Annotated in this window: 11 protein-coding genes; 4 read left to right on the top strand and 7 right to left on the bottom strand. The window is 48.8% G+C overall.

Translation table 11 applies throughout. The features are described 5' to 3' along the window. Positions 1-294: 294 nt before the first annotated feature. The 4 genes from H6F91_RS14895 to H6F91_RS14880 all read right to left on the bottom strand — a co-directional run bounded on the left by H6F91_RS14895 (position 295) and on the right by H6F91_RS14880 (position 5,509). Positions 295-840, bottom strand: a complete 546-nt coding sequence (locus H6F91_RS14895; RefSeq protein WP_199307838.1) for a hypothetical protein — start codon at positions 838-840, stop codon at positions 295-297. Continuing rightward, positions 830-1,426 (bottom strand): phycobiliprotein lyase, encoded by a 597-nt coding sequence (locus H6F91_RS14890; protein WP_190775060.1) that lies wholly within the window; start codon positions 1,424-1,426, stop codon positions 830-832. Before H6F91_RS14890 ends, H6F91_RS14895 begins: the two co-directional genes overlap by 11 nt. Before the next feature lie 1,038 nt (positions 1,427-2,464). Beyond that, positions 2,465-3,490, bottom strand: coding sequence for a long-chain acyl-[acyl-carrier-protein] reductase (locus tag H6F91_RS14885; protein ID WP_190775049.1), 1,026 nt, complete (start codon positions 3,488-3,490; stop codon positions 2,465-2,467). Positions 3,491-3,835: 345 nt separating this feature from the next. After that, the gene (locus H6F91_RS14880) at positions 3,836-5,509 is read right to left on the bottom strand and encodes an ABC transporter ATP-binding protein (RefSeq protein WP_190775050.1); all 1,674 of its coding nucleotides are present in this window, start codon (positions 5,507-5,509) and stop codon (positions 3,836-3,838) included. Positions 5,510-5,724: 215 nt separating this feature from the next. Here H6F91_RS14880 and H6F91_RS28310 point away from each other — a divergent pair, with 215 nt between their 5' ends. From H6F91_RS28310 to H6F91_RS14865, 4 genes are all read left to right on the top strand, one after another. Further along, the gene (locus H6F91_RS28310; protein WP_277874393.1) at positions 5,725-5,847 is read left to right on the top strand and encodes a hypothetical protein; all 123 of its coding nucleotides are present in this window, start codon (positions 5,725-5,727) and stop codon (positions 5,845-5,847) included. Positions 5,848-5,937: 90 nt separating this feature from the next. Then, positions 5,938-6,804, top strand: coding sequence for a M48 family metalloprotease (locus H6F91_RS14875; protein ID WP_190775061.1), 867 nt, complete (start codon positions 5,938-5,940; stop codon positions 6,802-6,804). A 1,017-nt stretch (positions 6,805-7,821) separates the two neighbouring features. Continuing rightward, positions 7,822-9,489, top strand: a complete 1,668-nt coding sequence (locus tag H6F91_RS14870; RefSeq protein ID WP_190775051.1) for an alpha-amylase family glycosyl hydrolase — start codon at positions 7,822-7,824, stop codon at positions 9,487-9,489. Between the two features lie 151 nt (positions 9,490-9,640). Next, the gene (locus H6F91_RS14865; protein WP_190775052.1) at positions 9,641-10,459 is read left to right on the top strand and encodes an alpha/beta hydrolase; all 819 of its coding nucleotides are present in this window, start codon (positions 9,641-9,643) and stop codon (positions 10,457-10,459) included. A 182-nt stretch (positions 10,460-10,641) separates the two neighbouring features. On the opposite strand, the gene H6F91_RS14860 is transcribed toward H6F91_RS14865, so the two are convergent. Genes H6F91_RS14860 through H6F91_RS14850 form a run of 3 tightly spaced genes read right to left on the bottom strand, consistent with a single transcriptional unit; the run spans position 10,642 to position 14,219 of the window. After that, positions 10,642-11,586 carry a lysylphosphatidylglycerol synthase domain-containing protein gene (locus H6F91_RS14860; RefSeq protein WP_190775053.1) on the bottom strand — a complete coding sequence of 315 codons (945 nt, stop codon included), beginning with the start codon at positions 11,584-11,586 and terminating at the stop codon, positions 10,642-10,644. A gap of 23 nt (positions 11,587-11,609) precedes the next feature. Continuing rightward, complete coding sequence (locus tag H6F91_RS14855; protein ID WP_190789392.1) at positions 11,610-13,277, bottom strand: phosphatidylglycerol lysyltransferase domain-containing protein; 1,668 nt, start codon at positions 13,275-13,277, stop codon at positions 11,610-11,612. 12 nt (positions 13,278-13,289) lie between these two features. Beyond that, the gene (locus H6F91_RS14850; RefSeq protein WP_190775055.1) at positions 13,290-14,219 is read right to left on the bottom strand and encodes an alpha/beta hydrolase-fold protein; all 930 of its coding nucleotides are present in this window, start codon (positions 14,217-14,219) and stop codon (positions 13,290-13,292) included. Between the last annotated feature and the right edge of the window lie 24 nt (positions 14,220-14,243).

Genomic DNA, 14,243 nt, shown 5'->3' with positions numbered 1-14,243 from the left:
AAACTCCTGACCTCGGAACTCGACAAGATTTCCCCTGAAAGGGTTGCGTCATTGACGTCCTACGATTTCATTCTCGAAGCCCTATTTGGCGCAGCTTCATATTAAAACGGTATTACAGCCTCTTCCAACAAATTCTGGCTAAACTCAAATCTTGCACCAGACCTCCGAACCTTTATTTCTTCGTCAAAAAGCGACAAAAACAAGGGTTCGGAAGCTTGGTTTTAGAAAGGTAAAGGTGCAGGATTTCCTACAGCCTGCCTGAAGAGTTGTAGGAAATCTTGCTGTGTTCCTAGTTCAACGATCCATCCAAAAATCTAGGGCATTGGCAGTGGGTTTGTAATGGGGCCAATGCCGTAAGTACTGATCGGTAGCGTTGCTAGGTGGCGCGGGTAACCCTAACCCTAAACACAGATGCGTAAGCACCTGCACAAAATTTTGCTCATGACCAGGATGCCCAACGTGAGCATGAGCATACTCATGCACCACCAGGCTCAACCAGCTCTCCGGCTCTACCCGCCCGACATCCAACAAAATAGTGACGGGAAGCAGCCGAATGTTGCAGCATCCATCAATTCCAAACTTTTCGTTAATAGGCGCAGCCAGGATGCGAATTGTACGCTGCTGTTGCGGGTAAAAGCATTGGTGGCAATGGTGCAGCAGCTGTTCCAGACGCCCATTAATGGCCTCAATGCGAGTACCAACCCAGGTACAGAGGCGAACGCGATCGCCCAAATTATCAGGAATATAAACCATCTCTGGCTCTAGAGCCAGAGATGCAGCGTGATGCAGGTAGGCGAGGCCCCGATCATAGGGGGATTCAGCAGAAATATTACCAACCAAAGCTCGAAGAATAGGTTTTAGCAGCAGGAACGGCAGTAGCGGACTCAGATGTGGGAGCTTCTTCACTCGCACGGAACTCTGTGCAGAAGGAGGCGGTGCTGAAGCCACCAAAACGCTTAACGGTGCTGCTGCGTACCCGCAGATCAGGAGAGATAAACCAGAAGCGCTCAACGGAACTCATGGTCTCGTAATCAGTGGTCAACACCAGCCCATTGTCGTCATCCACTTCGTAGTGTCCGATAACGGGTACGATTTCGGCATAGCCACGCTCCCGCAAAAGCTTGCCTTGCCGGGGGTTGTCAGCATCCGGTACCAATACAAAAACCGTAGAACCCTGGTGGCTCTCATCCCCTTCCTGGTCCCAGGACATGGCTCCGTGCCAGGTTACATACGCCCCTCCAATTGCAAGGCTGGGGTCAGTGTCATGCATCTGACAAATTTCTAAAACTTTAGGATCGTCTACCGGGAGGGTTTCTACTTGAATTTCGGAATCTCCCGTTTCTGCGCGGCGGAAGGGAAGGTGATGAGTGGTGCGTTGCGATCGCCACTTACCCTCACTCATCCGAAAAAATTCCATCGCATCCATCATGGGGCTCCTAACCTTTTTAAACACACGATTATTAATTTGGCCCCAGTCGCGCTGGGCCACATCTCTCAATCTATCCTAATATCAAACTTGCTCAAAGAACCGAGGCATAGACAGGGTGTGGTACGTTGTGCCACTCCTGTCTATGCCTCGGTTCTATAGATAAAAGAAAAACCCCCGGCCGCGAAACCAGGGGTTTTGAATCAGGGTGCATCTACCATTCCACTCTTCCAGGGAGACTGGATGTCATCAGGACACTGTCATACTTTTTGGAGGAGAAAACTTAAGCTGTGTTCTACGGTTTTCTTTTCGTAGATCAAAGCACAGGAAAAAACAACCTTTCAAGCAGATTCTATAGCGCTGTGCGGGTTGATTAAGTACGGTGGTGTGGGGCACTTCGTGCCCCACACCACCGTTGCTGTACTTAACGCACTTGCACATTGCTATAGAAAAAAGAAAACCCCTGGCCGCGAAACCAGGGGTTTGAATCAGGGTGCATCTACCATTCCACTCTTCCAGGGAGACTGGATGTTATCAGGACACTGTCATACCTTTTTTGACGAGAAAGTTGTACTTCACTTGAGTTCGGATTAAGAGCAATTTTCGAGGGATACGCTTGAAGCGTGCCCCTCGAAAATGCCGTTTTGGCGTGTGCCGCGAAAAATATAGCAAAAAGAAAACCCCTGGCCGCGAAACCAGGGGCTTTGAATCAGGGTGCATCTACCATTCCACTCTTCCTAAGCAGGCAGCTGCTATCAGGACACTCCCGTAATTTTTTGGGCAACGCCCCGGCATTGCAGAATGGAAATCAACCTATGCTTGGTGATGTGGCCTCACATCATCAAGCATAGGCAAACTTAAGTTGCATAAATCTTCCCCCAGGAAAAATCAGAAAAAAGAAAGCCCCTGGCCGCGAAACCAGGAGCTTTGAATCAGGGTGCATCTACCATTCCACTCTTCTTAGACGAGGAGATGCCATCAGGACAGTTTGCACAAAATCACGACAGATGAGTTCGAACAAGGCGCAATCTATAGCCACTAGGAAGGTAGAAGCAATGGCTGGAAGCCGTGCTTCAGGGACACTTTACCGATAAGGTCCATTTTATCCAGCGTGATCTGGTTGCGGCCCCAGGAGAAGTTGGTGTACAGCTTCTCGAACTCTAACAGCATCGATTCTGCGAAGCAGGCAAAGAGCTGACGAGCGGGGGCATCCATATTCACGATGTCCATGATTTTCCACTCGATGTCGAGGGAATGCTCTACAATTCCGCCGTTGAGAACGTAAACGCCAGAATGCTGAATCTGGCTCGCCATGTTCTTGGGATAGCCGCCATCAATCATCAAGCAAGGCTGCTTAAGACTGTCGAAATCGATCTCCATCCCTTTGGGCATGCTGGCGACCCATACAACAATATCGGCATGAGGAAGCGCTTCTTCAAGCGGCATAATCTTGCCTCGCCCCAACTCCTCTTGCAAGTTTTGCAATCGCTCCTGGTTACGGGCAATCAGCAGCAATTCTTTGGTATCAGTGCGCTCGTTTAGCCAGCGGCAGACGGCACTACCGATATCCCCTGTAGCTCCACAGACAGCTACAGTTGCTTCGGAAAGATTGATACCCAGTTGCTTCGAGGCCTGCTCGACCTGACGGCAGATAATATAAGCCGTGTGGGTGTTACCCGTAGTAAATCGGTTGAAATCCAGGGTGATATTACGTACCTGTGGAATTTGAGACAGGTTAAAGTTTTCGAAAATAATCGAGGAGAAGCCCCCTAACGCTGTAATATCAATGCCGTGCTTCTGAGCGTGGGCCATCGCATTAATGATTTTGCGAGTGGCGGCCTTAATGCGCCGGGTGGCGAGCATTTCGGGTAAAAAGCAGGACTCAACGTATTGACCTTCAATTTCCTGCCCAGTGACGCTTTTGACTCGAATGTGATCGACGGTTTGCGGAGGGGCGCTACACCAGAAATCGAGCCCCTGATCGGCGTACTCAGGGTAACCCAGCTCGCGGGCGACAGACTGGGCGTGTTCTAGACTTGTGAGATGACCAATTAAACCAAACATTGATTGTTCTGATTTCCCCTTATCGACAGGGATAGCGAAGGTGGATAATGCAGTTGAACTCGATAGCGGGCGGTGGGTTTGACGGACTAACCCCCGCTAACGCCGAAATTCGACCCGATATTGAGGTTTACACCGAACAATACGGTTAAAAACGTCAACAAGAATACTATCAAATTGATTTGACCTATGTTTCTCGCCCTGGGACGGTTTCCTAAGGCGGGACAAGGTTTTGTGCGCTCTGATGAAAATTATTTACCCCTCCGCTACTCCTACACGATAGAAATCAACGTAGGCTTGACGGTTCGGAGTGCAAAACACTTCACCCCATCATGACGCTACCTGAAACTAGATGGCTGGTGGGTGAGCCAGCAGAGGGGCGGCTTGGAGAAGGGTTTGGGTGTAAGGGTGCTGGGGATGGTTAAAAATTTGCTCGGTGGTTCCCAATTCCACAATTTTCCCAGCGTTCATAACGGCGATGCGATCGCACAAAAACCGTGCTAACCAAAGGTCGTGGGTAATGAACAGATAGGTCAGGTCAAATTCCTGCTTGAGTTCTAACATCAGGTCTAATACCTGGGCCTGCACACTGGCATCCAGCATACTGACGGGTTCATCACAAATCAGTAGCTTGGGGCGAGTGATGAGGGCACGGGCGATCGCCACGCGCTGTTGCTGGCCTCCGGATAGATCTCCAGGATAACGGTTGTAATAATCCTCGACCGGAGTCAGCCCAACTCGTTCCAGCATGGCTTTCACCTGCTCGCGGGCTGCATCCAGAGTGGCTAACCCATGAATCAGTAGGGGATCAGCAATGCTATCGCCCACAGTCATCAACGGATTGAGGCACGCGTGAGGATCTTGAAAAACCATCTGCATTTGCCGCCGCTGGGCTTGCAGCTCAGTGCGGGGTAGGCCCGTGATATCTTTGCCGAGGAAGTTAATACGGCCTGCGGTGGGAGGGATGAGTTGCAGGATAGTACGCGAGAGGGTGCTTTTGCCACAGCCCGATTCACCCACGAGCCCAAAGATTTCTCCGGGGTAGAGATCTAAGTTGATGTCGTCTACAGCTTTAATGACGTTTTCGGGTTGGCGGTTTAGCAGTCGGGCGACGAAATTTTGCTCCAGCATATAGTGCTTCCGCAGGTTATCCAGCCGCAGTAGGGGGGCAGGTGCAGCTTCTGCTGCTGCCCGAGCGAGGGGATCATCCACATGGATGCGGAGAGCCGCTTGCAACAGCATTTGAGTGTAGGAATGCTGAGGGTTTTTGAGGATGTCCTGGGTATTGCCGGTTTCGACCACTTTGCCCTGGTACATGACGGCGATGCGATCGCAATATTCCCCCACTAATGCCAAATCATGGGAAATCAGGACCAATCCCATATTGCGCTCCTGGCAGAGTCGGGTCAGCTCCTTCAAGATTTGGGCAGCGACAGTGACATCCAGGCTGGTGGTTGGCTCGTCAGCGACGATGAGTTTGGGATTGAGCAGAAGGGCGAGGGCGATCGCCACCCGTTGCCGCATCCCCCCACTAAACTCATGAGGAAACTGGCTCCAGCGGTTGGCTGGAATTTTCACGGCTTCTAGCGTGGCGATCGCCTTGGTCTTGGCTTCTTCCTTAGAAAGTTCAGGTTGGTGCGCCTGTAGGGTTTCCAAACAATGCTCGCCGATGGTCATCAATGGATCCAATCGAGTCATTGGGTCCTGGAAGACGATAGATACCGCTTCTCCCCGAAACTTGCGAAGCTCTGCCGGAGATAGGTCAAAGACCGATTGACCGTTGAACAGAACGTGCCCTTCCACCTGGCTGGAGGATGGAAGCAACCGCATGGCCGCTCGTCCTAAAGTCGACTTACCGCAACCCGATTCGCCAACCAGGCCTAGCCGCTCTCCGGGATTGAGCGTTAAGGTCACATCATCCACAGCCCATTGAATAGTTGCCTCACCATTCGCAGCGGCCTGCCCTCGCTGGTGCGGATAGGCCACACGTAAATGCTCAATGTGGAACAGGGCATTGGTCATAAGTGAGTGAGCGAGTGGAAGTGGCGACGTTGCTTATTATACGAGGCAGGGGGGCGCAGGGGCAGACGGGGCTGGAGGCGTAGCTTGTTGGAGAGGAAGGTTTTTGTTTGCGAGCAAGGAGGTGTGGGAAGCCGTACGGTTGAGTGCGCCTGTCCGGTATAGGGAAAGCGGGGTGAGGGTTTTAGAATTTATGAAGAAACGTAACACAGATAGTTGTGATAAGTTCTGCGATCGCCCCAGACTTGCTGAAATACTGGGCTAAAACCAGTTTGAAGCAGCACTGGCCTCAATCGAACTCTCCCGAACTGGCCTGGAATGCGATCGTTATCTTTCCCTAAGTGGGTCCTTGATTCAGAAATTTTTGTGGTTGAAATCAACAAAAATTTCTCCATCATTCCCTGCGGGGTAACGTCCTGACGGAGGAACGAATTATGAATCAGATCAAAACTGTAAGTTTGCTAGGGCTACTCAGTGGTTTACTTGTGGCGATCGGGTATCTACTGGGAGGTTCGGGTGGAGCCTTGATTGGGTTGGTCATGGCCGGGGGGATGAATTTCTTTTCCTGGTTCTCGTCCGACAAAATTGCTCTGGCCGCTTATGGAGCGCAACCAGTGAGCCGAGCCGAGGCTCCGCAGTTATACGCCATGGTAGAAAAGCTGGCTCAGAAGGCCGACCTGCCAATGCCGGCGGTTTATATTATTCCAACTGCTGGGGCAAATGCATTTGCGACGGGTCGTGATCCGCAGCATGCCGCTGTTGCTGTGACCCAGGGCATTCTGCAAATGCTTCCGGCTGATGAGCTGGAAGGGGTCATTGCCCACGAACTGAGTCACATTAAAAACCGTGACACTCTGACCCAAGCTGTAGCAGCGACGGTGGCCGGGGCAATCTCCTATTTAGCGCAGATGCTGCAATTTGGCATGATGTTTGGTGGCTATGGTGGTCGAGACGATCGTGAGGGAAGTAATGCCATTAGTGCTCTGGCAACTATTATTCTGGCTCCTCTTGCGGCAACCGTTATTCAAATGGCAATTTCTCGTACCCGTGAGTTTGAGGCGGATGCTAGCGCAGCGCGTATTACAGGCAAGCCCCGAGCATTGGCCAACGCCCTGCGCCGATTGGATGCAGCAGCCCGACAAATGCCTATGGCGACAAACCCAGCTTTCGAGCCCCTGCTGATTATGAATGCAGTACCCAAGCAAACGTTCAGCAACCTGTTTTCAACACATCCCTCAACAGAGGCTCGGGTTGAAAACCTGCTGAATGTTGAACGGGAATTGGTCGGTCAGCGCTAGGGGAGTAGTATTCGTATTTGCTAAAACCCAGACCTTAACTTTGCTTTCGCAACGACATAGTTAGGGTTTGGGTCTTTACGATTGGAATTTAAAGTTCTTTGGTTTATGAGAAGAAAAGTATTAATCAATTGCCAGTCACTTTGTGCGTTTAGGGCCTATTCTTAAGATTGTTTTTTTGTACATGAAGTGCGAAAAAAAACGTTTCAGTAGACTTAGAATTACGCTTCAAGGTAATAAACAAAACGAATTCTTAAAAATGTATTCTCAGTTTTAGGTCAGTCGCTCAGGCTCATTAAACACAGAACGTAAATGGCCGTACAGCCATAAAGCAGACTGCATAACCCTTTGGGTCTTATGTTTAATTGCAAGCACCAACTTAAGTGATCCTAGATTAAATTGCTGATGCGAAAAGCCGCAGCTCTTTAAAGACCGATTCCTCTCAAACTTTGTTCCATCGTGGCTCTAATTTATATCCTTAGCATCCCAAGCTATATAGAGTATATAGTCTACAGATCCTTCACAAGATGGAGCATTGATAGCCATTTTTCTATCCAATGCGTGACGGAGAAAAGCGGGCTCATTCTTTAGGATCAAGCATAGTATCAAGGACTTTTTAAGACTTGCACTTCGATCAATCCATTAGCTTGCTAATTGGGCTGATAAATGGTTTTAAGGTGACAGGCGTGGGGGGGTATTTGTTCATCCGCTTAATGAATTAGAAAAGAAGTAGGGCGATCGCTACCCTCTCTTCTCCTCACCCTATCCTCTTATCAAAGGCGTTTGAGGAAGGCACTGTTCCTCAAGAAAAGACTTCATTAGGGGAGCAGAGTTCTTTCGTCCAGCAATTTTAGGACTGGGTACGGTTTGCATCCGGACAAGAAATGGCTAGAAATCGGAGGTTAATACCGAGCTGTGAAGTTGAATGCCTCTGAAAAAACATATTGTGGTCGTTTTTCAGAGCACCGATATTTATGCCTGAGTTCAAGTCAGGCATTTACCAACACTTAAAGGCGTGATATGTCTAACGAAATCGAGTTCAAACTGCTTGCACCCAACAACAAAGCCGTTTCATTGATTGGTTCTTTTTCTGATTGGAACGAGATTCCAATGGAGAAGGATGACAAGGGTTACTACCGCACGTCAGTTAAACTCGATGACGGTGCTTACGAGTATAAATTTAGAGTGCAATCTAACAGTTGGACGCACCAGCCTGATGAATGGGTTGAGATTGATGATCCTTATGCAAGAGAATTACACCCTGATAGCTGTAATAGTGTAATTCGTATCAAGGATGGCCAGCGTATTGTCGATGATTACGTCTGGACCCATGACGATAAGCCACTTCCCGCTAATAATCAACTCATCATCTACGAACTATTCATTTCAGACTTTTCGAGCGGTGATGAAAACTGTTCAGCAAAAGGACAGTATGAAGCTGTCATCGAGAAGCTCGATTACCTTTGTGGTTTAGGGATTAATGCCATTGAATTGATGCCCGTTAATGCAGCCCCCGAAGATGCGTCCTGGGGCTACTTGCCGAGTTTCTTCTTTGCGCCAAATCCTAAGTACGGTTCGACAAAAGACCTGAAGCGATTTATTGATACCTGCCATGGTTGTGGTATTCGGGTTATTCTTGACCAGCTTTACAACCACTCATCCGACCACAGCCCCTTATTAGCGATCGACCGCGATTACTGGTACTACCACGATCGCCATCATCCTGATCGCCCCGAAGACTATTGGGGACCCGAATTCAATTACGAAACCTATGATGAGCGGTACGATCGCCATCCAGCCTGGGAACTGATGGGCGACGTGGTGCGTTATTGGATCGAGGAATATCACATTGACGGCATCCGGTTTGATGCGGTTAAGGAAATTGATAATCCCGAATTTATGAATTGGGTTTGCCAGCAGACAAAACTCGCGGCTAGCATGAAGCCTTTCTATAACATTGGTGAACGCATTCCTGACACACCAGAAGTGGTGCGGCCGGAAGGGGCTTTGGATGCCTGTTGGCGAGAGACGTTTTACTACTTCTTAACGCCTCATTTGAAAGGCGAGGAAGAAATTGATATTCAACGTGCGAAAGAGCTGCTAGACCCGACACAGCATGACTATCCCGATCGCACGACTGGAGCCGTTCACTATTTATCTAGCCACGATCGCCCCCGTTTACTGGATAGCCTAAAAGAACAGGGGTTTTCCGAAGACGATGCCTTCCAGCGAATTAAGTTGGGTGCTGTAATGCTGATGACGGCGGTTGGGGTGCCGATGATTTTGATGGGTGAGGAATTTGGGGAGGTGAATAGTATGACTCCCAATAGTCCACACCCGCTGGATTGGTCTTTGATCGAGCGCGATCGCAACGCGGATCTCCTGACCTATTACCGCAAGCTTTTTGCGTTACGTCGTCAGTTCTCGTCGTTGCAAAACTCGAATATTGATTTTTTCCACGAGGATGCAGACAACCAGGTGTTGGCTTATCAGCGGTGGAATGAGGAGTCCTGTGTAGTCGTAGTGTTGAACCTGAAGAATATGGAGTGTGATCATTACCATGTGCACAACATTCCACAGGGCCACGTCTGGCATGATTGGCTTCAAGATACCCCCGTTGAGTTGCACGATGACCAGCTGATCTGCTCCCTGCGGGGTTACGAGGCTCGGGTTTATATCTTGCGTTAGTCAGCCCCTATCTTTACGGAACTAGCCAAAACGGAGCTCTTGCTAAGGAGGGCTCTGTTTTGGCCATTTTTGTGAGCATAGGCGATCGCCACTGGATTGTTATATGGCTGACATACTCATCCATTACTTTGGAAGCAGAACGAGTAAAGATATGGCACCCAACAACAGCCTGACTGGAGAACGGATTCACCTACGGCGGGGAGTTGAGCTTCAGGTATGTCATACGCGTGGGCGATCGCCGGCCTGGGTGTTCCTGCATGGGGGATTGGGAAATCGATTTAACTGGCGATCGCAATACGAATTCGCGCAAGCGCAAGGCTATGAGGCATTAGTGTACGACCTGGCAGGGCATGGGGATTCGCAACCCTACCCGCGCTATTCCATCGGACGGCACCAGCGGGATTTGCAGCGTCTGCTGCATCGGTTTCAGATTCATCGACCAGTTCTTTGTTGTCACAGCTATGGTGTACCCCTGGGGCTGGAATGGGCACAGCGGCATTCGGCCAGTGCAATGGTGTTAATTGCAGGGGGAACTCATGAGCTGGATCCCTGGTGGGAAATACCATTGATGCGATTCATGCACTCCGGTGGAAGGCATGCGTTTCGAGTGCCTCTGCTGCAAACGTGGGCTGCGCGACTCACAAGCACCCACCGCCACGGGACAGTGCAACAGTTCTTTAAGGAAAGCCCAATTCCGGTTGAACGAGAGCCCTATCAGGCCCTAAAAATCTTTTGGGGTTACAACTTCTTCGCACAACATCAAACCAAACACTGCTATGAAGTGCCAACATTAGTCATCACCGGAGCAAATGATCCCACCTTTACCTATGACATGGGAGAAAATTTAGCTGCTCTCTTTCTCCACAGCGAACATCTTCACCTACCAGGAGCTGGGCATGTCTTAATGGCGGAATTTCCGCAGGTCGTGAATGAGGCGATCGCCGACTGGGTTCATCGCTGGGCCGCGTGAAGTCGATGCTGTTGTTTCCTCTTGATCAATCGCTCCAATCAGTGGATTTCCTGCATGAATCGTTGCGCGGCTTTGCCGTAGAACAATCCACACAGAAAGCCTAATTAAAATCAGGCCCAAAATAGTGGATCTCTTGCTTTCCAAAAGGCACAACATTACTGAAAATCAACTTCAAATAAGCTTTAACGGAGCCGTTGTTTTACTTCAAAAGCGCCTAGCAGAATTACAGCAATCATCAGTGGCAGGAGATAGTAAATAGCTCGATAGGCTAACAAAGTGCCGAGCAATGTTGCTGATGAAAAAGATTTGGCCAGCAACCATATCATGACTGTTTCAAAAACCCCTAATCCACCGGGTACATTACTCACAACTCCCGCAAATTGAGCGAATAAGTAAATCCCTACAAATGTTGGGTAAGGTAGGTGAGCAGTTTCTGGTAATGTTTCTGGTAATAATGCATAGAAAACACTAGCAGCTAACGCCCAATCCAAAGAACCAACAAGAGTCTGAAGTAGGCTCAAGTGAGGGGAAATATGGGGAATGACAAATTTACTGATAGAAAGCGATCGCCCACTCATCCAGTTCCACATTCCATAGCCTCCAATCAGGCCTAGAAATGCCGCTCCGAGAGGGCGCGTGTCCACAAAGGGCAGCATCAGGTTTCGAGGAATCGTAATGGGATGCCAGACGAAAAAAATACCCCCTACGACGAACAAACCTAACCAGAATGTAATGTGGCAAAAGGTAACAATTTGAGCAATTTGAAGAGTTGAAATATTTGACGAGCTATACAGCCGGTAGCGAACAGCCGTTCCACTTAATAAGGAAAAACCAAGAGCATTTCCAATGGGAATACTGGTCAGCGCACCAAGAGCAGTTTTGATATAGGGTAAGGGATGGTGGATATAAGAAACCGAAAGGGTATCGTATCCGGTAAATACTAATAAATTGAGACAGGTAAGGGCGATCGCCACTACGACCTGTTGTTTAGGGATTCTAGTTAGCTGATGCCAAATTTCATCAATAGAGTAGTGCTGAAATTCTCGATGTAGCACCCAGATTGATGCCAGGAGTAACGCAACACCGACGAGGGAAGGAAGAATCGATTTGAGGCGCTGCATGTCCATAGGAAGCGGCCTGAAATAAAGGATTAACTGCCGGGTTTAAAGTAGTCGAGAAGGCGATCGCCCGAGTCTGCCCGCACTAGACCGACTAGTATGTCGGGCAGAGCAACCAGGCTGGGATAGACCAGATAGCGCGGTTCCCACCGGGGAGAAAACTTTTCTTTATAGCTATGAAGACCTTGAAAGTTGTAAAACTGATTGAGGTGTTGATAAAGGTAATGCACAGCTTTTTCTAAACGAGCCGCTTCCTCCGTTTGACCGACTCCCGAAAGAGCAGATAAGCCTAAGTTAAAGCCGTCATATCCTCGCTCTTTATAATGCTGAAACATGCTCGTAAAGAGGAAGTCCATCGTGCCATGTTCAATCTCAATTCGCCGCCGCATTAAGTCAATCGTGATGTCATTGTGTTGATATTCGGTGATGACATTGGCAAAGGCACTAATGTGTCCGTCAGGGGTTCGCACTAAAGCAATTTCGCAGTCTTGTAAGTATTGGTCATCAAACCATCCGAGGGAAAATCGCTTTTCAGATCCGTTCACTAATCGCAGCCATTCATCACTCACTGTCTTCAATTCGTGGAGCAATGCTGAGCCAATTCGGGGTTGATGAAATTCAACCGTATGCCCTGCCTTCGTTAACTTATTACGAGCCGTGCGTAGGTTTTGAGCCGCTTTTCCACTTAAGGTAAATGTGTTGAGATCAACGATGGCCTCTTCTCCAATTTGTAGCACTCGAAATCCCAGACTATAGTACAATTCCAAGTCATCGGGAAGGGTTTGATAAAACGCAGGATACCAATCATTTTGGGCACAGAATTTTTGAAAACTTAAGATAGCTTCTCGACGTTCTGATGCAGGGCCAATGGGATCACCCAGGGCGATCGCCCCTCGCCCCTTTGCCACATAAGCAACCACTGTCTTTCCTGATGGGCTAAAGTAATAGCTTTTGTCATCCAATAATGTGAGCCGTGCTAGAGACGATCGCCCATAGGCTTCCACAATCGCTTGGGCATGTTTATGCTCCTTTGTACTCGCTGCACCACGCAACAGAACGGGTCGTAGTAATAGAGTTAACGCATAGCCAAAGGTAACGATGCTAATAATATAAATGGAGTCAACAAAGTATTTTCCAAAACGAGTTGTTGGGCGTAACCCAGCATTATCATCGGTGAAGAACAGAACTATCGTTTGACGAAGAGCTGGAAGCAAATCAAACTCAATCGAGTAGTGGCGATCCAGAAAATAGAATCCGGCTGTACCGTAGGCCAGAGTAAAGAGTAATGCTCCTAATAAAACTCGCGCTCCTTGAGCAATGGAGGGGCGATCGGACTGAGCCGTAAATACCGGTCGCATAGTTATTAAAACCACTAGCAACCCGGCCGATAAAAGTGCCTCTTCATAGTCCCAGCCCTTCACCAGATGGCTGATGATGGAAATTACTAGAAGAATGACTGTTAACAGCCAGGCAACTTGCTTACGGCGTAACAAATTAGTGGCCAATGCTAATAGGAAAAAACCCGCTATGGCAGCGAATAAGTGTCCTCCCGTACGCACTTCGAAGGGGAAAATTTCGCGTAACCAGGCAATACGATTGGGAAGGCTCGGCGTAACAGCGGAAAGAAGATTGACAAGCCCCACAAATCCGGTCAGGAAGGCCACCATCCATAGGGCAATGCGTGTACGAGAATTTAGCATCAGCAATTTCCGTTAACTAACAGGTGAAGATGCACGCTGAAATTCTGCTCCGATATAGGTTAGGGAATCGTACAAATGCTTATGGAAATAGTTCCATCCAATATTAGGACCAGAAAGGCCATGACCACCCGGAAACGCATAGAATTTATTGGTTACACCAAGGCGGTTCAAAGTCTCGTGGAACTGCTGAGTAGAAGTTAAGAAATCAGTATCATTCTCCCCTGCATCTAGATAGACACCCCGCAATTGTTTTAATTGCGCCAGAGGTAGTGTTTGGATGAACTGATTAGGGCTATTTGTGGCTCCACTACTATCTGTAAAGTAACCACTATGGCTAAACAAGATATTAAAGTGGTTGAGGTATCGCAACCCAATATTGAAAGCACCCCAACCTCCCGAAGAAATCCCTCCCATGGCCCAGAATTTAGGGCTTTCTGAAGTACGATAACGTTCTTTTACAACTTGCACCAATTCTGATCCAATTAACGTTGCAACTCGACCATTAGGGCCGTCGAAGTATTGAGGATCCCATAGGGGGCTAGAGCCTCGTTGATCATTGCCATCAGGGGTAATAATGATGGAGGGTTCTAACTTGTGGGATTGATACAGGTCAGCCAAAACCTGAGCCATTCCATACTTATCAATGTAGGCACGGGCATCATCATGGCCACCGTGCAAAAGAAAGATGACAGGATAGTGCTGCGTTGAGTTTTGGCTATAACCAGGTGGCAGAATAACGCCATAGGTACGTGTAGCCTTCATTGCCTGGCTCATAAAACTTTCCAGGTGAAACGATAACCCCTCTTGCTGCATCTGTTGAGCTGATTGCACCAGGGGCGGATCCAACTGAGGAGCCCCCGCCATAAAAACATACCAGGCACCCGTACCGAGCATAACGATCGCCGATCCCCCGAAAGCCCTCCAGATGTTTTGAGGCTTCATATTTCCAAGCTCGCTGTGGTAGTT

The sequence above is a fragment of the Leptolyngbya sp. FACHB-8 genome (assembly GCF_014695575.1).
GTDB lineage: Bacteria > Cyanobacteriota > Cyanobacteriia > Elainellales > Elainellaceae > Vacuolonema.
Note: the sequence above shows the minus strand (reverse complement) of the source record. Positions and strands in the feature narration are given on the sequence as shown.